We start from the raw sequence: 17,892 nt of genomic DNA on the forward strand, positions 1-17,892 counted from the left end.
TTCCACCCTCAAGCTGAGACGAGCCTGACCTCAAGGTTCTTGAGCCCGTTGATGAAGTTCGATCGGAATCTTCTGGGCGGCGCAATCAACTCGAAGTGGCGGACCCGTTCGGCCAGGAGGCGGAAGGCGACACGCAACTGCATTTCGGCCAGCCGCGACCCGACACAGACGTGCTGGCCTGTCCCGAAGCCGACGTGCTGGACCGCCCGGCGCGTCACGTCGAAGCGGCCGGCGTCGTCGAAGACGGCCTCATCGCGATTGCCCGATGCGTAGAACATCACGACCTTGTCGCCCTTGCGGATCTGTTGGCCGCCCAGCTCTGTGTCGCTCATCGCCGTTCGACGCATGTGGATGACGGGCGTGGCGTAGCGGACCATTTCGGCGGTCGCGGTCGCCAGCAGCCCAGGGTTCTCGCGGATCAGGTTCCATTGGTCGGGGTCGTTCGCGAAAGCCGCCACCGTGTGACTGAGCGAGTTGCGCGTGGTCTCGTTTCCGCCGACCAGCACCAGGATCAGGTTGCCCACGAAGTCGCGGAACGCGATCGGCTCGCCGTCGACCTGGGCGTTGGCCAGCAAGCTGGCGATATCGGGGCCAGGCTGGGCGCGGCGCGAGGCGTAAAGCTCTTGAGCGAAGGCGAAGAAGGCGCCCAGGATCTCGGCCATCGCCTCCGGCGACTTTCGAAACTCCGGGTCGTCCTCGCCGACAAAGGCGTTCGTCCAGTGATAGAGATCCCGCCACATCTCGGCGGGAACGCCGAGCAGTTCAGCCAGGGTGAGCAGCGGCAAAGGCGCCGACAGCAGCGGCACCAGATCGACCGGCTCGTCGAACGCCACCTCGGACAGCAGCGTGCGGGTCCGCGCCTCGATGCGCGCCTCGATGTCGCCCAGACGCACCGGGGAAAGCGCGGGCATGATCACCTTGCGGTACTGGGTATGGGTCGGCGGATCGACGGAGATGAACGGTACGCCGACGGCGGAGTCCCCCGCGCCGGTCAGTCCGACCTCGTTCTCGTTGAAGATCCGATGGCCGCCATTCTCATACGCCGACGAAAACAGCTGCGGCTGTCGCGAAACGCTGACGATGTCGGCGTGGCGGGTCAGCGCCCAGAAGCCCGAGCCGTCGCTCTCGGGATTCCAATAGACGGGCGAGGACGCTCTTAGCTCGGCGAATACCGCGTGCGGCATCGCCTCGACATAGAGGTCGGGATTCTTCAAGTCGGGCTGGGTCATGAGCTGGACCGGCGCGGGGTTCATCAGAAGGCCTTGGCGATCGAGACGCCGTAGGTGCGCGGCGTGCCGGGGACGAGGAAGTTGTACGGGAAGCCGGCCCCACGCAGATCCAGGCCGTAGGCATAGACCTTCTTCTCGAACAGGTTGTTGGCCCACCCCTTGACCGTCAGACCGTCCCGCGCCCAGACCAGCGCCAGATTGACCTTCGCGTAGCCGGGCTGCTGCAACTCGGCGTTCACTTGGCCCGTGCCGGCGGCGTTCTTGGCGTTGAACGGGGAGAAGTACTGTCGGCTGAAGTAGTTCACGGTCGGAGAGAGCGTCAGATCGCCACTGGCCGGATGGGCGAGGGTCCAGTCGAAGCCGAGCTGGGCGGTCCAGCGCGGCGCGAACGGCAAGTCGTTGCCCGACAGGTCCGTGCCTTGTAGCGACAGCTCCTTGTATTGAGCGTGCAGATAGCCGGCCGATCCGGAGATGCGGAAATCCGGCGAGACGCGATAGCCGGCCTCGATTTCCGCCCCGTAGATCTCGGACTTCGGGGCGTTGACCAGGAACGACACCGGACCCGGACGCGTGTCCTGAACCTGCTGGTTCGAATAGTCGTAGTAGAAAGCCGCCGCCGACAGCGTCATGCGGTTCTCGGCCAGCCGGCCCTTCAGACCCAGCTCATAGGCGTTGACCTGCTCGGGCTTGATGTAGGTGATGCCCGCCGACGAGGTGTAGCCGCCGCCATTAAAGGCCCCCGCCCGATAACCGCGGCTATAGCTGGCGTAGCCCAACAGCCCCGAGTCAAAGGTGTAGCTGAGCGCGAGACGCCCGGTGACCGCGCTCCCGTCGCCGGAAATGTCATAGTGAGCGTTCGGGTTATAAGCGCAGGTTCCAGGCGCCGTCGGACAGGGAACGGTCGTCGCCAACGGCGTTTGCGCCCCACCGATATTGCCCAGGAACAGGAAGGCGCGACCATCGCGATAGGTGGCGTCGTCACTGGTGTAGCGCGCGCCGGCCGTCAGCACGAGCTTGTCGGAGAGGTCGACATCCGATTGGGCGAACAGCGCCCATGACGACCGCTTTTGACGATAGTGCTGATAGAAGCCGCCGTTGACGCCAGGGCCGAGCGCGCTGGCGATATTGAACGTATTGTCGGTCTTGGTGATGTCCTCGCCATAGAAGCCGCCGGCGACCAGGTTCCACCCCTGTCCTTCGTAGTTAAAGCGGGCTTCCTCGCTGGCCTGACCGAACTTCGAACGCCAGTTGATATCGAGGATATCAATCGGCGCGCCATCGGCGGCCTGCTGCAGGTTCTGCTTGCCGCCGTCGATCGACGTGATGGACGTGAAGGTCAGCGCGTTACTGAGCGAATAGGCTACGTTCAAGGCCGCGCCCCAGGCGTCGGTCTTATTCTTGCCAACGCGGTTCTCGTTGATCTCGAAGAAACCCAGACCCGTACGCGCGGCGGCGAGGCCGTGGACGCCCGCCTGGGTTCCGCGATCGCGCCCCGCATAGGCGCGAAGATTGATGTCCAGCGGCCCCCCGGCCGGGCGATAGCGCACTGAAACGCGGCCCTGCAACGTGTCGATGGAGTTGGCGTCCGCGCCGCCGGGCGCGACATTGCGCAGTTGACCGTCGCCCTTCTGGTAGTTGATCGCCGCGCGCACGCCCAGGGCGTCCGGCACGAGCGTGGTCTCGATCGCGCCCTGCGCGCTGACCGTGTTGAAGTTGGCGTAGCCGGCCTCGACCCGCCCCGTCGTGGCGCCCAGCGACGGCTTCTTGGTGATAAAATTGATCGCCCCGCCCGTCGTATTGCGGCCGAACAGCGTGCCCTGCGGTCCACGCAGAACCTCGACGCGGTCGAGATCGAACAGGCCCATGCCTTGGCTCGTGCGCGAGGCTATATAGACGTCGTCGATATAGACGCCGACGGGCGAAGCCTGGTTGGCGTTGTACTCGTTGGCGACGCTAACACCGCGCAGCGAGAAGTTGGGCTGAGTCGATCCGTAAGGGCTGCTGACCTGCAGGTTTGGCACCGCCGTGGACAGGCTAGCCGAATTGTTGATGCCCTTGGCGGCCAGCGCCTCGCCGCCGATCGCCGAAATGGCCAGGGGAACGCTCAGGACCGCCTGCGATCGACGCTGAGCGGTGACCACGACCTCATCGACGTTCGTCGCGCCGCTCTCTTGAGCCAGGGCCGCGCCTGACGCGGTACTTAATAGAAGGACGCATAGAGCCCCCCGCTTCACCGACACTGAGATCATCGTTTCCTCCAACCGCCAGCTCAAGGCCGGCTTTTTTGTTGTTAAGGACCCTACGACTTGATCCGCGTCATGGCTTGTTCCGGACTTGCTTCAAGATTTGCCGATTCCTGCGCCTCTCTTGTGTCCCACGAGCAAGTTCGGCTGCTTGGCTCGCAAGAACAGAAGTCGCCAGCGCCGCGAAGAACGGGAGGACGCTGGCGGACGCGACCGTCCTAGCGATCGCGTCGAGGCCAGGAAGGACAATCGATGCATCCCGACGCCCACGCGTTGAACGCTCCGGACAAGCCCGCTTGCGTCCTAGCCTCCACCGGCCAGACTCTCGGCTACGCCGAACTCGTGGCCGCGTCCAACCAAGGCGCCAGACTCCTGCGCCGATCGGGGCTCAAGCGCGGCGACGTGGTCGCGGCGCTGCTCGACAACGGCCTGGAGATTTTCGAGTTGGCCTGGGCCGCGCAGAGGGCCGGCCTCTATCTCACTTGCCTGTCGACCAAGACCTCGGCCGCGGACGCGGCCTATATCCTCAGGGACTCCGGCGCCAAGGTGATTGTCGCCTCGTCGCGGTTCGCGTCGCTGGTCGCCGAAGCCTTGGAGGACCTGGCGATCCAGGCCTGGAGCGTAGGTGATCCAAGTCCGCTGGCCGATTGGACAACCATGCGAGCGAGCCTGGACGCCTCCCCCCTGGGCGACGCATCGCCCGGCGCCGACATGCTCTATTCGTCGGGCACCACCGGGCGTCCCAAGGGTGTCAAGCCGCCCCTGCCCGAAGGGCCGGTCGATGCGCCCACGCCTCTAACCGCGATGGGCCAGGCGCTTTATGGCATGGACGAGGAGACGGTCTATCTGTCCACCTCGCCGCTCTATCACGCCGCGCCATTGCGCTGGGCCATGACCATCCATCGCTTGGGCGGGACCGTGGTGATCATGGAACAGTTCGACGCCGAAGAGGCCCTGCGCCTCATTGAGCGCCATCGGATCAGCGCGGCCACCTGGGTGCCGACACACTTCGTCCGACTGCTGAAGCTCCCCCAAGAGCGTCGCGAGGCCTATGATACGCGCTCGCTGCGCGCCGTGATCCACGCCGCCGCGCCCTGCCCCGTCGAGATCAAGCGTCGCATGATCGACTGGTGGGGGCCGATCGTCCACGAATACTATTCGGGCACCGAGGCCTGCGGCATCACGGCCCTGTCCGCGGAAGAATGGCTGCGAAAGCCAGGCTCCGTCGGCAAAGCGGTCCTCGGCGTCGTCAAGATCGTCAACGAGGAGGGCGAGCCTCTGCCGGCGGGCGAGGTCGGGGAGGTCTATTTCGCCGACGGGCCGCGCTTTGAGTACCACAACGACCCCGACAAAACCGCTCGGGCCTACAACGCGCGAGGCTGGGCGACCCTGGGCGACATAGGGCGTCTCGATGAAGACGGTTATCTGTACCTGACCGATCGCAAGAGCTTCATGATCATCTCGGGCGGGGTGAACATCTATCCGCAGGAGATCGAGAACCTGCTGACCACGCACGAGGCGGTCGCCGATGTGGCCGTCATCGGCGCGCCGGATGAGGAGATGGGCGAACGGGTGGTGGCGGTCGTCCAACCCGTTGACATGGCGTTGGCCGGGCCAGGCTTGGCGGAGGCTCTGCGCGGCTTCGTCCGACAGCGTCTGGGCGGCGTGAAGACGCCGCGTCAGATCGATTTTCGCGCCGCCCTGCCCCGTGAGCCGACCGGCAAACTCCTGAAGCGGCTGCTCCGTGACGAGTATCAGGCATCACCTGAACGCGCGGCGGCCTTCCAAAACGAGAGCGCGACCTGACGATGACAGAGACCCCTATCCTGCGGCCTGACGTCGCCCAGCTCGCCGCGCGGATCGAGCGGTTGGTCCGCGAAAAGATCGCCCCCTACGAACGGGATCCGCGGCGTGGCCCGCACGGACCGTCCGACGCGCTTGTCAATGAACTGAAGGCCCTTGTCAGGGCGGCGGGCCTGATGACGCCCCACATCCTGCCGGACGGCTCGCATCTGACGCAGCGTGAAACCGCCGTGGTGCTGCGCGCGACCGGGCTGTCGCCTTTGGGTCCGCTCGCCTTCAACACCGCCGCGCCGGACGAAGGCAACATGTACCTGCTGGGCAAGGTCGGCGCCCCCCAATTGAAGGAGCGGTTTCTCGCGCCGCTGGTGGCCGGGCGGGCCCGCTCCGCCTTCTTCATGACAGAGCCGGCCGAGGATGGCGGCGCGGGCTCGGACCCGTCGATGATGAAGACGACCTGCCGCCTGGACGGCAATCATTGGGTGATCAATGGCCGCAAGGCGTTCATCACCGGCGCCGAGGGCGCGGCGGTCGGCATCGTCATGGCCAGGTCCGAGGACGGCGCATGCATGTTCCTCGTCGATCTGCCCAACCCGGCCATCCGTGTCGAGCGCGTGCTCGACACCCTCGACTCGTCGATGCCCGGCGGCCACGCCGTGGTCTCGATCGAGGATCTTAGGGTTCCCGCCGACCAGATGCTGGGTCAGAGCGGCGAAGGCTTCAAGTACGCGCAGATCCGGCTGTCGCCCGCCCGGCTGTCGCATTGTATGCGCTGGCTCGGCGCCTGTACGCGCGCCCATGAGATCGCCCTCGACTACGCCTGCCGGCGACAGGCCTTCGGCAAGCTTCTGATCGATCACGAGGGCGTCGGCTTCATGCTGGCCGAGAACGAGATCGATCTAAAACAGGCCGAGCTGATGATCGATTGGTGCGCCGGCGTGCTCGACACGGGCGCCTTGGGGGTCGTCGAGAGCTCGATGACCAAGGTCTCCGTGTCCGAAGCCTTAATGCGGGTGGCCGATCGCTGCGTGCAGGTCATGGGCGGCTCGGGCGTCACCGGCGACACCATTGTCGAGCAGGTGTTCCGCGAGATCCGCGCTTTCCGGATCTACGACGGTCCCACCGAGGTTCACAAATGGAGTCTGGCCAAGGCGCTCAAGCGTCGGGTCGCCCGGGTCGCGGAGACCGCCCAATGAGCGCCGCCGATGTCACCTCGGTTCGTCCCGGCTTCGCGCTCGACCAAGAGCGTCTATCGCGCTGGATGGCCCAACACGTCGAGGGGTTCTCAGGACCGCTGAGCATCGAGCAGTTCAAGGGCGGCCAGTCCAATCCGACCTACAGGCTGACGACGCCCGGCCGCGCCTACGTGCTGCGCCGCCGTCCGCCCGGTCGCCTGCTGAAGGGCGCTCACGCGGTCGAACGCGAGGCCCGGGTGCTTAGCGCCTTGGGCGCGGTCGATTTTCCCGTCGCGAAGGTGCATGGCCTGTGCGAGGACGAAGGGGTGATCGGTTCGGTCTTCTACGTGATGGAGCTGGTCGAGGGTCGCATCTTCTGGGACGCGACGTTTTCCGACGCGCCCAGGAACGAACGTCCGCGCTATTTCGAGGCCATGAACGAGACGCTGGCGCGTCTGCACGCCTTGGTTCCAGCCGAGGTCGACCTGGCCGACTACGGCCGCGTCGGCGGCTACTTCGAGCGCCAGATCGCCCGGTGGTCCAGGCAGTATCTCGAGGATGAGGACGCCGGCCGCGACGAGCACCTGGATCGATTGATCGCCTGGCTGCCGTCCCGCATTCCCGAAGGCGACGAGACCCGCATCGTTCACGGGGACTTCCGCTGCGACAACATGATCTTCCACCCGACCGAGCCGCGCGTGATCGCGGTGCTGGATTGGGAGCTTTCGACCTTGGGACACCCACTGGCCGACTTCGCCTACCACGCGATGATGTACCGGACGCCGCCGCACATCGTGGCCGGCTTGAAGGGCGCGGACCTGCCGGCTCTGAACATTCCTAGCGAAAGCGAATACATCGACCTCTATCAGCGCCTGAGTGGTCGAGACGTCCGCGCCGATTATGACTATGCGATCGCGTTCAATCTGTTCCGCCTGGCGGCCATCTTCCACGGCATCAAGGGACGCGTTATCCGCGGTTCGGCCGCGTCGGCCGAAGCGTCCCAGCGTGTGCGAGTCCTGCCCGAACTCACCGCCCTGGCCTGGGACGCCGCCAGACGCGCCGGCGCGCGCTGAAGTCTCCGCCGTATTCCAGCGCCTTCTCGACGTCCAGCGCGGGGCGCGGCGAGCCCGCATGCGAGGGGATGCCGCGCGGCGAATCCTACTGGCGAGCCGCGGAGCCTTGGGTGTCGAGACTCAAGAAGTTCGGCGGTCGCTTTTCCAGGAAGGCGCGGACGCCCTCTCGGCTCTCGCCGCGAGCGCCCGCGGCCGCGATGGCGCGCGCCTCGAGCTCCATCTGGCTCTCCAGACCGTTGGCGAAGCTCGCGGCCAACAGCGCCTTGGCCGCGCCAAGCGCGGCGGTGGGGCCCTGGACCAGACGCGCGCACGCCGCATCGGCTTCGGCCGCGAAGTCAGCGTCCTCGACCATGGCGGTGATCAGCCCGATCAAGGCGGCCTCCTCGGCTGGTACGCGTCGGTTGCTCATGATCAGATCCTGCGCGCGCCGCAGGCCGATCAGTCGCGGCAAAAGCCAGGTCGCGCCGCCGTCCGGAGTCAGGCCGATGGCGCCGTAGGCGAGCGTGAAATGCGCCGAGCGCTTGGCCAGCACGAGGTCGCCCAGCGCCGCCAAGCTGACCCCCGCGCCGGCTGCGGGACCATTGACCGCGACCACCAGCGGCTTGGCCATCCGCGCGAGCCGCGCGAGCGCCATGTGCAGGACCCCAGCCAACTCGCTCAGGAACGCGGCGGTGTTTTCGGCGCCCGCGAAGGCGGCGACGTCGCCGCCGACGCAGAAGAAGCGCCCCTCGCCTGTCAATTCGACACACCGGATGGTTTCGTCCTGATCACAGAGGATCGCCGCGGCGACCAAGGCCTTGGCCATGGGCAGATCGATGGCGTTGCCGGCCGCTGGCCGATCCAGCACGATGCGCGCTCGCGCGCCGTCGCGCTCGAACCGGATCCCGCTCGCGACGTCGATCATCGGGGCGCCATCCGGATCGCCGCGTCCAGGCGGATGGTTTCGCCGTTCAGCATGGGATTGGCGACGATGGCCTCGACCATCTGGGCGTACTCATCTGGATGGCCCAGCCGATTGGGGAACGGGGCTTGCTTGCCCAGCGAATCCTGAGCCTCCCGCGGCAGGCTCATCAGCAACGGGGTCAGGAAAAGGCCCGGAGCGATGGTCACCACGCGAATGCCATAACGCGCGAATTCGCGGGCGATCGGCAGGGTCATGCCCGAGACGGCGGCCTTGGACGCGGCATAGGCGGCTTGGCCAATCTGGCCGTCGAAGGCGGCGACCGAAGCGGTGTTGACGACAACACCGCGTTCCTCGCCGACCAGGTCGGCGTCGGCGATCCTCGCGGCGAACTTGGACAAGACGTTAAACGTGCCGATCAGATTGACCGTGATAATCTTGGAGAAATCAGCCAGCGGCAGGGCTGAACCGTCGCGCCCGATCACCTTGGCCGGCGGACCGATGCCGGCGCAATTGACCAGGATGCGCGCCTTGCCGTGCAGGCCTTCCGCCTCGACGAGAGCGCGCTCGACAGCGTCCTCGTCGCTGATGTTCACCTGAACAAAATGGCCGCCGATCGCCTCGGCCTTCGCCGCGCCCAGCTCGGCGTTGAGGTCGAAAATCGTGACCTTGGCGCCGGCCTCGGCCAAGCGATCCGCCGTGGCCCCGCCCAGCCCGGAGGCCCCGCCCGTGACGATCGCGGCCAGTCCCTCAATTCGCATCGCTTGGTCCTTTCAAATCAGTTCGATGGCCATGGCGGTCGCTTCGCCGCCGCCGATGCAGAGGCTGGCCACGCCGCGCTTCAGTCCTCGCCGGCGCAGAGCCGCCAGCAGGGTCGCGAGGATGCGCGCGCCGCTGGCGCCGATCGGGTGGCCCAGCGCGCAAGCGCCGCCGTTGACATTCAGCCGATCCTCGGGAATGCCCAGGTCCCGGGCGGCGATCATCGCGACGACGGCGAACGCCTCGTTGACTTCCCAGAGATCAACATCGCCGACTCGCCAGCCCGCGCGGGCGAGGGCTTTGCGCATGGCGGGCGCTGGCGCGGTGGTGAACAGGCCTGGCTCGTGGGCGTGAGCGCCCTGCCCCGCGACCCGCGCGACCACCGGCAGACCCAGGCGCTCGGCCACGCTGGCCCGCGCCATGACCAGCGCCGCGGCCCCATCGGAGATCGAGGAGGCGTTTGCGGCCGTAATGGCGCCATCCTTGGCGAAGGCCGGCTTGAGGGTCGGTATCTTCTCTGGCGACGCCTTGCCCGGCTGTTCGTCGATCGTTATCTGGCGGCTCCCGTCGCGCCCGTTGACCGTAACGGGCGTGATCTCCTCGTCGAACGCGCCGCTGGCGATCGCCGTCTTCGCCCGCTCCAAGGAGCGGATCGCGAAAACATCCTGCTCCTCGCGAGTAAAGCCCAGGGACCGAGCGGCCTCCTCGGCGAAGCCGCCCATCAACTTGCCGGGCGTATAGGCGTCCTCCAGGCCGTCCAGAAACATCGAGTCCTTGACCACGTCGTGGCCCAGGCGCGCGCCGGAGCGGTGCTTGGCCAGAAGGTAGGGCGCCTGCGTCATGCTTTCCATGCCGCCGGCCACCACCACGTCCGCCGCGCCAGCCGCCAGCGTGTCGTGGGCCAACATCGCGGCCATCATGCCAGAGCCGCACATCTTGTTGACCGTCGCGGCCTCCACCGAAAGCGGCAGCCCGCCGCCAAGCGCGGCTTGCCGCGCCGGCGACTGGCCAAGGCCCGCGGCCAGGACGCAACCCATATAGATGCGCTCGACCTGATCACCCGCGACGCCGGCGCGCGCGACCGCCGCGGCGACCGCGGCCGCGCCCAAGGCGGTCGAGGTGACACCAGAAAGATCGCCCTGCATGGCCCCCATCGGCGTGCGGGCGAAAGAACAGATGACGACGGGATCGATCATGCTCGTTTCCTTAAAGCGCCCGCGCGATGACCATGCGCTGGATGTCCGAGGTGCCTTCGTAGATCTGTGTCACCCGCACATCCCGGTAGATCTTGGCGAGGCCAAACGCCTCCAGATAACCGTAGCCCCCAAGGGTCTGGATGGCGCCGGACACCACTTGCTCGGCGACTTCGGAAGCGAAAAGCTTGGCCATTGAGGCCTGCGTCAGACTCGGTTCTCCGGCGTCCATGCGTTCGGCCGCGGCCAGCACCATCAGCCGCCCGGCCTCCAGCCGGGTGGCGAGGTCGGCCAGGCGAAAGCCCACGGCCTGATGCTCGATGATCGGTTTGCCGAAACTGACGCGCGTCTTGGCGTAGTCGACCGCGAGCTCCAGCGCCGCCCGGGCCATGCCGACGCTTTGCGCGGCGATGCCGATGCGACCCGCCTCCAGATTGGAAAGGGCGATCTTGTAGCCCTCGCCTGGCGCGCCCAGCAGCAGGTCGTCCTCCAGGAAGAGGTCTTCGAACCGAATGGCGCAGGTGTCGGAAGCGCCCTGGCCAAGCTTGTGCTCGATATTATCGACGATATAGCCGGCGCGATCGGTCGGGACGAGGAAGGCCGATATGCCCTTCTTTCCAAGGCTTGGATCGGTGACGGCGAAGACGATCGCCAGGCCCGCTATGCGACCCGAGGTGATGAACTGCTTGGCGCCGTTCAGCCGCCATCCGCCCTCGACCTTTTCGGCGCGGGTGCGGATGGCCGAAGCGTCCGATCCCGCGTCTGGCTCCGTCAACGCGAAGGCGCCGATAGTGCGACCGGCGATCAAATCCGGCAGGAAGCGGCGCTGCTGCTCGGCGTCGCCGAACCGCGCCAAGCCGTTGACGATCAGGCTGTTCTGGATCGAGACGATCGTCGAGAGGGCGCCGTCCGCGGCCGCCAGTTCGATCAGCGCCAGGGCGTAGGACACATAGTCGGCGCCGGCGCCTCCGAACGCCTCTGGAGCGGTCATGCCCAGCAGGCCCATGTCCGCGAGGTCGATAAAGAGATCGGCGGGAAAGGCGCCCGCCGCTTCATAGGCCTGGCTGTGGGGACGAATGCGCGCCTGGGCGAAGTTTCGGACATGGTCTCTGACCGCGATCTGCGTCTCGGCAAGCAAGAGAACTCTCCGGATTAATTTATACCCGTGAGTAGCTATGATAATGATGCGTAGAGAGTCAACGTGTTCGATCTGGAGTTTCTGATCGTGAGCCAACCCACGGCGGAGACGCCGTCCCCATTCCGCTCGGCGTCCGAACGCGCCGCGGACCGCGAACGTAAGCGCGAGGCGGTGCTCCTCGCCGCCGTCAAGGCGTTCAACCAACATGGTTTTCACGCCGCGTCGCTCGACGAGGTGGCCACCAGCCTCGGCGTCAGCAAGCCGACGATCTATCACTACCTTGGCAACAAGGATCAGGTGCTGCTGGAATGCGTGACCCGCGGGCTGGAGCAGCTTCGCGCCGCCGCGCGTCGCAACGCCAAGGGCCCAGGCTCTGGCCGCGATCGCCTCGTCGCTTTCCTGCGCCACTACGCCGAGATCATCATGGACGACTTCGGCCGATGCGTGATCCGCACCGCCGAAGAAGCGCTCTCCCCCGACAGCGCGGCGAAATTTCGAACTCTCAAGGGCGAGGTCGACAAGGCGATGCGTGACCTGATTGAGCAAGGCGTCGCGGATGGCTCGATTGTTGCGCCCGACGTGCGGCTAACGGCCTTCACCCTGGCTGGAGCCCTGAACTGGTTGGCCCGCTGGCATCAGCCGGACGGAGAAATCTCGGCTGGCGAGATCGCCCGCGACATGGTCCAAATCCTTATGCGGGGCGTGGATCCTCGGCCCTAGCGTCTCCGGCGCGCCGCGGGATCAAGCAAATAGGCGCCGGTTCGGCTTAGCGCGCGGTCACGCGCGCGTTCTCGATACGGAAACTTGATCGGCCGAGCGCGCTTGCCTGAAAGCGGCCATTTCGAACTTCCCAAAAGAGTCAGACTTCTCCGTTCGGCGGGCCGGTCACGCCGCCTTCCCATCCGTGGACGGGGCTTCCGGACGGAGAAGCCCACTAGCAGCGCCAACCACACTCTGGCATCGGCGGCCTCACCCTTGGCCGCGTGTAAACAACCTTCTTGGAAATGACAGCTATGCCTGCGGATCAAGCAGCTCCACCAACATGGCCGTGGCCTCCCCGCCACCGATGCACAAGGCCGCAGCCCCACGTCGTGCGCCACGCGCCGCCAGAGCCGACAGGAGAGTTGTCAGAACCCGAGGCCCCGAGGCCCCGAGGCCCCGAGGGGGTGCCCGAGAGCGCAGGCGCCGCCATTCACGTTCATGCGCTCGTGCGGGATGTGCAGCTCGCGCATGACGATCAGCGGCACCAAGGCAAAGGCCTCGTTGACCTCCCAAAGATCGACGTCCGTCGGAGACCAGCCCGCTTTCTCAAGCGCGGCGCGGAGCGCGAAGACCGGCGCGGTCGTGAAGAGACCCGGTTCGTGGGCGAAGGCGGCGCGACTGACGATACGGGCGATCGGCTTGAGACCGAACGCGGCGGCGACCGAAGCCCGCGTCAGCACAAGGGCGGCCGCGCCATCGGAAATAGAGGCGGCCGAGCCGGCCGTGATGCTGCCGTCGGGCCTGAAGGCGGGTTTGAGGTTGGGGATCTTGGCGGGGTCGGCGCGGCTGGGCTGCTCGTCCAGGGCAATGGTCGCCGGTCCGGCTTTGGAGGTCACGACGACCGGCGCGATCTCGTCGGCGAAGTCTCCGCTCGCCTGAGCCCGCCGCGCGCGCGTGGCGCTCTCGATCGCGTAGGCGTCTTGTTCCTGGCGGGTGAACTGATAGGTCTCGACAGCATCCTTGGCGAACTGCCCCATCAGCTTGCCCGGATCGTACGCGTCTTCTAGACCGTCCAGGTAGAGGCTGTCGTACGCGATGTCGTGCCCAGCCTTTGCGCCACCGCGGGGCTTCTTGGACAAAAACGGCGCGTTGGTCATCGACTCCATGCCGCCCGCCACGACGACCTTTGCCGTGCTGGCCATGAGGGCGTCATGCGCCATAATCGCCGCCTGCATGCCCGAGCCACACATCTTGTTGATGGTGGTGGCCTGGGTGGATTTTGCCAGGCCGGCGCCAAGCGCGGCCTGGCGCGCCGGCGCCTGACCAAGTCCAGCCGCGAACACGCAGCCCATGATCGTCTGATCGACCGCGTCTGGCGGCGCGTTCGAGGGCGGCCTTGATGGCCACGGCGCCCAGTTGGGTTGCTGTGACCTTGGCGGGCGCGCCCTGAAAGCCGCCCATGGGCGTATTTCAATGATTTAACCTATATTCGCGATGGTCCGCGAAGGTCCCCGAAAGGCTCTGAATCATTCCCACTCAATTCCAATAATTATACCAACCCGCTGGATTTATTATATTTCATTGATCACGTGCTCGTGTATACCTGGGATCAATACCTCCGAATATTAGAGTTTTAAATTCACTCAGAAATTCAGATGCTTGACATATAGCGCAGTGCATGGATCGACTTCCGCTCACCCCAAAGCCGACATTATAATCTGCCCAGAAAAAGGATCTTTAGGACGAGGTGCTCATTCTCGGGCATTGTGCCTTCCGCAAACCTAGCCTTGTTTCCGACGCCCCAGGACACCGCGCCGGGCCAGCCAGATCCATAGACCCAAGCCATAAAGCGCCGGCAGGGAAAGACCCGCAGCCGCCGCGAGAACCTTGCCGATCAGACCTCCCATCTCGCCATAGTGGATCGGCAGCACCAGATCCGAAAGTCGCGCGGCGAGCGGCGCGTTCAACGGATCGTATATCTTGGCGGTGTGGCCCGTTCGGGCGTCGACCTCGACCAGGGTGCGCCCCGAACGCCGCCGCACCTCGGTGGGCTGGGTCAGCCGCACGGCGTAAACGCCGCGCGTTTGGGTGGGAAACTGCAGACTGGAAAAGACCGCTTCTGGGAAACGAGCGTGCGCGATCTCATAGGCTCTCTGAGGCCCGATCGGCGGCGCGGTCAGCACTGCGGGAACGGCGCGTGAGGGGTTGAGGTCCAGGGTCGCCATGTAGACGCCCGTGCCGGCGATGATCACCAAGGGACCTGCGGCGAGGAGCCCGACCGCGCGATGCCAACCGTATCGGCGCTGGGCCGGATTACGCCATCGGGCCACATCGAAGCTGACTCGCCACTTGCCCGGTCGAGGCCAGCCGAGCCACGCGCCTATCAGAACGCCAGTGATCAGGAAGGCCCCCGAGGCGGCGATCAGACCGGCTCCGCCTTGGCTCAACAAGGCGCGCTCATGGACGGAGCGCACCCAGCCCCAGCCTGTCGCCGGCGCGGCCACGCCGAGCGCGCTCGTCGTCACCGCGACGACCCTGGCGCTTTCGGCGTCGAGGCGGACGAACCTTCGCTTCCCACCGGCATCGAGATAGTCCGAGTTGACGACGCCAACCGCGCGATCCGGCAGGGCCAGTCGACGGATCGGCGCGCCAGCGGCCGCCTGGGCAGCGTCGGTCAATTGGTCGAGCGAAGCCAAGCGCGCGATTGAGAACGGACGATGCGCCAGCCGTTCGAGCTGTGGCTGGAAGACCAGCAACGCGCCCGTCAGGCCCTGCACGGCCCAGAGCGCGCCGATCACCAATCCGGCCCAGCGATGCGCGAGCACCGCCACGCCGCGCGGATTGAGCACCCCGCTCATCGCGACGCCAGGGCTCGAGCGATCAAGCGGTTGGCGCCCGAGATGTCCGCCAGCGCCTCGCCCGCCCTCAGGCGCGCCAGCACCGCCAGTTCATCCTGCTGCATCTGGATTGCGCGGCGGGCCAGGGCCTCGACGCGGTCAGGCACGAGCACCACGACGCCACTTTCATCAGCCAGAATGGCGTCGCCGGGATTGACCGCCACGCCGCCCACCGACACCGGTGCGTTGATCGCGCTTTCCAAGCTGAGGAACTTGGTGGTCAGGGGCGTGGGGCCTCTGCACCAGACCGGCATTTCGGCACGGCGGATTTCCCCGAAGTCGGTGGCGGGGCCATCGATCACCACGGCGGCGATCCCCGCCAGCTTGGCGGCGTTGGTGGTCACCCCGCCCCAGCAGGCGTGACGGATGTCGCCGCAACGTTCGATCACGAGCACATCGCCGGGCCGCGCCGTGCTGACGGCGTGGTGCAGCAGGGTCGAGTCCGCGCCCGGAATCCGCACCGTCACCGCCGTACCCGCCACACGCGGCCCCTCCCACACCGCGCGGATCGCCGGATCGACGAAGCCGTGGTGCAGCACATGCCCCAGGGTGGCGGTCTCGACTTGCTCCAGCAGAGCGATCAGGTCGGTGGGGATCTGCGGAGGCATGGGATTGATAGTGAACATGGCTCAGCCCTCCAGGGCGCGGCTTTGGACATCGCCGACCAGCGCCGGATCGAAGTCATCTTTCAGTCCCACCCCGGTCAGGGCGCGAGCGCGAGCCTGGTACAGCAGCCAGGCGAGCTTGGCGGCGGCGAACTCGTAGGACAGGCCCCGTGGCGGGCGAATGTTGGAGACGCAGTTGCGCTCGCTGTCGGCTCGTCCTGATCGTGGCCCCCAGGTGAGGTAGGCGCCCAGGCTGTCGGGCGAGCTGAGGCCGGGTCGTTCGCCGATCAGCATCAGCGACATGGCCGCGCCCAAACTCTCGCCGATCTCGTCGCCCAGGGCCACGCGCGCGTGCCGGGCCAGGACGATCGGGGCGATCCGCCAGCCAACGAGTTGCTCGCGCAGCGCCACGACGACGGCGGGCGCATGGGCCTGGACAGCCCGAGCCGACAGGCCGTCGCCGATGACGATAACCAGGTCGTGGCTTTGCTCCGTCGCCCGCAGCCGCTCGACGGAGCCCGCGTCCAGGCAGCGTCCCAGGTCGGGTCGTTGCAGGTAGGTCGCGCGGCTGTCGGCACGGCTGAACACGGCGATGGTCGGCTCACCGGCCAAGGCGCCGGCCAGGGCGGCCACGTCCATAGGGGCGTGAACCGCGTCTCGGGCCAGGGCGTGATCGCTCTGGAAGGCCAGCATCGCGGCTGTCGGCAGGCCCGCGCCCGCCCGCCCCAGGCCGATCCGCGCTTCGGTGGCGGCGCGCAGGCGGGAGAGCAAGGATCCGGGAGCGGAAGTCACGCCAGCACCCTCGGCAGCGACAGGATCGACCCGATCTGGTCCAACGCGGTTGAACGGACCCCGCCTCGCGCGTCCAGCAGGCCGATCTGGTCGAGCCAGGCGGCGAACTCCGGCGCCGGCCGCAGGTTCAGGACCTGACGCAGATAGAGCGCGTCATGGAAGCTGGTGGACTGATAGTTGAGCATGATGTCGTCGGCGCCGGGCACTCCGATGACGAAGTTGACGCCGGCCACCCCCAGCAGAGTCAGCAGGTCGTCCATGTCGTCCTGGTCGGCCTCGGCATGGTTGGTGTAGCAAACGTCCACGCCCATCGGCAGGCCCAGCAGCTTGCCGCAGAAGTGGTCCTCCAAACCCGCCCGGATGATCTGCTTGCCGTCGTAGAGATATTCGGGGCCGATGAAGCCGACCACGGTGTTGACCAGCAGCGGCGAGAACGCCCGCGCTACGGCATAGGCCCGTGTCTCCATGGTCTGCTGGTCGGCGCCGTGATGGGCGTCGGCCGACAGGGCCGCGCCCTGCCCGGTCTCGAAGTACATGACGTCCTGGCCGACGGTCCCACGGTTCAGCGACAGGGCGGCCTCACGCCCCTCGCGCAGCACCGCCAGATCGACGCCAAAGCCGCTGTTGGCCTTCTGGCTGCCGGCGATCGACTGGAACACCAGGTCCACCGGTGCGCCGCGCTCGATCGCCGCTATGGTATTGGTGATGTGGGTCAGGATGCAGCTCTGGGTCGGGATCGCATAGGCCTGGCGCAGGTCGTCGATCAGCCGCAGCAGGGTCGTGGCGCCCGCCACGCTGTCGGTGGCAGGATTGACCCCGATCACCGCGTCGCCGCTGCCCATCAGCAGGCCGTCGAGGATGATCGCCGCGACGCCGGCCGGATCGTCGGTGGGGTGGTTGGGCTGCAAACGCACGGCTAGGGTGCCAGCCTGGCCCAGGGTGTTGCGGAAGCGGGTGACCACCTGGATCTTGCGCGCGACCGCGATCAGGTCCTGGTTGCGCATCAGCTTGCAGACGCCCGCGACCATCTCCGGCGTCAGGCCCGGCGACAGCCGCGCCAGGGTCTGGCCGTCGGCCGCATCGCTGAGCAGCCAGTCGCGGAAGTCGCCCATCGTCAGGTGGGAGATCGGCGCGAAGGCGGCCGCATCGTGCCCGTCAATGATCAGCCGGGTGACCTCGTCATCCTCGTAGGGAACGACGGCGTCGGTCAAGAACCCCTTCAGCGGCAGGTCCGCCAGCGCGCGCCGGGCCGCGACCCGCGTCGCGGCGTCGGGGGCGGCGACGCCGGCCAGGGCGTCGCCCGATCGAAACGGCGACGCGGCCGCCATCAGGGTCTTCAGGTCGTCGAACCGATAGCGCGTTCCGCCAAGGTCGATCGTCGGCAT

General features: G+C 66.8%; 14 protein-coding genes and 1 pseudogene. 4 read left to right on the forward strand and 11 right to left on the reverse strand.

What is annotated here, in order from left to right; translation table 11 throughout:
• Window positions 1-8: 8 nt before the first annotated feature.
• Together FCU40_RS00660 and FCU40_RS00665 are read right to left on the reverse strand one after the other, a co-directional pair.
• Window positions 9-1,253 (reverse strand): cytochrome P450, encoded by a 1,245-nt coding sequence (locus FCU40_RS00660; protein WP_175582046.1) that lies wholly within the window; start codon window positions 1,251-1,253, stop codon window positions 9-11.
• Window positions 1,253-3,478, reverse strand: coding sequence for a TonB-dependent receptor (locus tag FCU40_RS00665; protein WP_168072190.1), 2,226 nt, complete (start codon window positions 3,476-3,478; stop codon window positions 1,253-1,255). Before FCU40_RS00665 ends, FCU40_RS00660 begins: the two co-directional genes overlap by 1 nt.
• 246 nt (window positions 3,479-3,724) lie before the next feature.
• On the opposite strand from FCU40_RS00665, the gene FCU40_RS00670 reads away from it, so the two are divergent.
• Genes FCU40_RS00670 through FCU40_RS00680 form a run of 3 tightly spaced genes read left to right on the forward strand, consistent with a single transcriptional unit; the run spans window position 3,725 to window position 7,520 of the window.
• On the forward strand, window positions 3,725-5,278 hold the full coding sequence (locus tag FCU40_RS00670) for an acyl-CoA synthetase (RefSeq protein WP_168072192.1): 1,554 nt from the start codon (window positions 3,725-3,727) through the stop codon (window positions 5,276-5,278).
• Between the two features lie 2 nt (window positions 5,279-5,280).
• Window positions 5,281-6,468 (forward strand): acyl-CoA dehydrogenase, encoded by a 1,188-nt coding sequence (locus FCU40_RS00675; RefSeq protein WP_168072194.1) that lies wholly within the window; start codon window positions 5,281-5,283, stop codon window positions 6,466-6,468.
• On the forward strand, window positions 6,465-7,520 hold the full coding sequence (locus FCU40_RS00680) for a phosphotransferase family protein (RefSeq protein WP_168072196.1): 1,056 nt from the start codon (window positions 6,465-6,467) through the stop codon (window positions 7,518-7,520). The genes FCU40_RS00675 and FCU40_RS00680 overlap by 4 nt, the downstream gene beginning before the upstream one ends.
• A gap of 85 nt (window positions 7,521-7,605) precedes the next feature.
• Here the strand turns inward: FCU40_RS00680 and FCU40_RS00685 are convergent, their stop codons facing one another.
• Genes FCU40_RS00685 through FCU40_RS00700 form a run of 4 tightly spaced genes read right to left on the reverse strand, consistent with a single transcriptional unit; the run spans window position 7,606 to window position 11,511 of the window.
• Window positions 7,606-8,424: an enoyl-CoA hydratase/isomerase family protein gene (locus FCU40_RS00685; RefSeq protein WP_168072198.1), complete on the reverse strand. Its 819-nt coding sequence runs from the start codon at window positions 8,422-8,424 to the stop codon at window positions 7,606-7,608.
• On the reverse strand, window positions 8,421-9,182 hold the full coding sequence (locus tag FCU40_RS00690) for an SDR family NAD(P)-dependent oxidoreductase (RefSeq protein ID WP_004624248.1): 762 nt from the start codon (window positions 9,180-9,182) through the stop codon (window positions 8,421-8,423). The genes FCU40_RS00685 and FCU40_RS00690 overlap by 4 nt, the downstream gene beginning before the upstream one ends.
• A gap of 12 nt (window positions 9,183-9,194) precedes the next feature.
• Entirely contained in the window at window positions 9,195-10,376 is a 1,182-nt protein-coding gene (locus tag FCU40_RS00695; RefSeq protein WP_168072200.1) for an acetyl-CoA C-acyltransferase, read from the reverse strand.
• A 10-nt stretch (window positions 10,377-10,386) separates the two neighbouring features.
• Window positions 10,387-11,511, reverse strand: coding sequence for an acyl-CoA dehydrogenase family protein (locus FCU40_RS00700; protein WP_168072202.1), 1,125 nt, complete (start codon window positions 11,509-11,511; stop codon window positions 10,387-10,389).
• A gap of 63 nt (window positions 11,512-11,574) precedes the next feature.
• On the opposite strand from FCU40_RS00700, the gene FCU40_RS00705 reads away from it, so the two are divergent.
• Window positions 11,575-12,231 (forward strand): TetR/AcrR family transcriptional regulator, encoded by a 657-nt coding sequence (locus FCU40_RS00705; RefSeq protein ID WP_004624254.1) that lies wholly within the window; start codon window positions 11,575-11,577, stop codon window positions 12,229-12,231.
• Window positions 12,232-12,522: 291 nt separating this feature from the next.
• On the opposite strand, the pseudogene FCU40_RS00710 reads toward FCU40_RS00705, so the two are convergent.
• The 5 genes and pseudogenes from FCU40_RS00710 to FCU40_RS00730 all read right to left on the reverse strand — a co-directional run bounded on the left by FCU40_RS00710 (window position 12,523) and on the right by FCU40_RS00730 (window position 17,892).
• A pseudogene (locus tag FCU40_RS00710) lies at window positions 12,523-13,674 on the reverse strand (acetyl-CoA C-acyltransferase).
• A gap of 320 nt (window positions 13,675-13,994) precedes the next feature.
• On the reverse strand, window positions 13,995-15,071 hold the full coding sequence (locus tag FCU40_RS00715; RefSeq protein WP_168072204.1) for a PepSY-associated TM helix domain-containing protein: 1,077 nt from the start codon (window positions 15,069-15,071) through the stop codon (window positions 13,995-13,997).
• Complete coding sequence (locus tag FCU40_RS00720; protein WP_168072206.1) at window positions 15,068-15,736, reverse strand: RraA family protein; 669 nt, start codon at window positions 15,734-15,736, stop codon at window positions 15,068-15,070. Before FCU40_RS00720 ends, FCU40_RS00715 begins: the two co-directional genes overlap by 4 nt.
• A gap of 3 nt (window positions 15,737-15,739) precedes the next feature.
• Entirely contained in the window at window positions 15,740-16,507 is a 768-nt protein-coding gene (eutC, locus tag FCU40_RS00725) for an ethanolamine ammonia-lyase subunit EutC (protein WP_168072208.1), read from the reverse strand.
• A complete protein-coding gene (locus FCU40_RS00730; RefSeq protein WP_168072210.1) occupies window positions 16,504-17,892 on the reverse strand; it encodes an ethanolamine ammonia-lyase subunit EutB in 1,389 nt (462 codons plus the stop codon). The genes eutC and FCU40_RS00730 overlap by 4 nt, the downstream gene beginning before the upstream one ends.

This window comes from Caulobacter sp. SSI4214 (genome assembly GCF_012184455.1).
Taxonomy (GTDB): Bacteria; Pseudomonadota; Alphaproteobacteria; order Caulobacterales; family Caulobacteraceae; genus Caulobacter; species Caulobacter vibrioides_E.

Coding starts and splice junctions, on each gene's coding strand:
- FCU40_RS00685 (WP_168072198.1), bottom strand. CDS start 8,424: ATGATCGACGTCGCGAGCGGGATCCGGTTCGAGCGCGACGGCGCGCGA.
- FCU40_RS00715 (WP_168072204.1), bottom strand. CDS start 15,071: ATGAGCGGGGTGCTCAATCCGCGCGGCGTGGCGGTGCTCGCGCATCGC.
- FCU40_RS00670 (WP_168072192.1), top strand. CDS start 3,725: ATGCATCCCGACGCCCACGCGTTGAACGCTCCGGACAAGCCCGCTTGC.
- FCU40_RS00665 (WP_168072190.1), bottom strand. CDS start 3,478: ATGATCTCAGTGTCGGTGAAGCGGGGGGCTCTATGCGTCCTTCTATTA.
- FCU40_RS00720 (WP_168072206.1), bottom strand. CDS start 15,736: ATGTTCACTATCAATCCCATGCCTCCGCAGATCCCCACCGACCTGATC.
- FCU40_RS00680 (WP_168072196.1), top strand. CDS start 6,465: ATGAGCGCCGCCGATGTCACCTCGGTTCGTCCCGGCTTCGCGCTCGAC.
- FCU40_RS00730 (WP_168072210.1), bottom strand. CDS start 17,892: ATGCCGACGATCGACCTTGGCGGAACGCGCTATCGGTTCGACGACCTG.
- FCU40_RS00695 (WP_168072200.1), bottom strand. CDS start 10,376: ATGATCGATCCCGTCGTCATCTGTTCTTTCGCCCGCACGCCGATGGGG.
- FCU40_RS00675 (WP_168072194.1), top strand. CDS start 5,281: ATGACAGAGACCCCTATCCTGCGGCCTGACGTCGCCCAGCTCGCCGCG.
- FCU40_RS00690 (WP_004624248.1), bottom strand. CDS start 9,182: ATGCGAATTGAGGGACTGGCCGCGATCGTCACGGGCGGGGCCTCCGGG.
- FCU40_RS00660 (WP_175582046.1), bottom strand. CDS start 1,253: ATGAACCCCGCGCCGGTCCAGCTCATGACCCAGCCCGACTTGAAGAAT.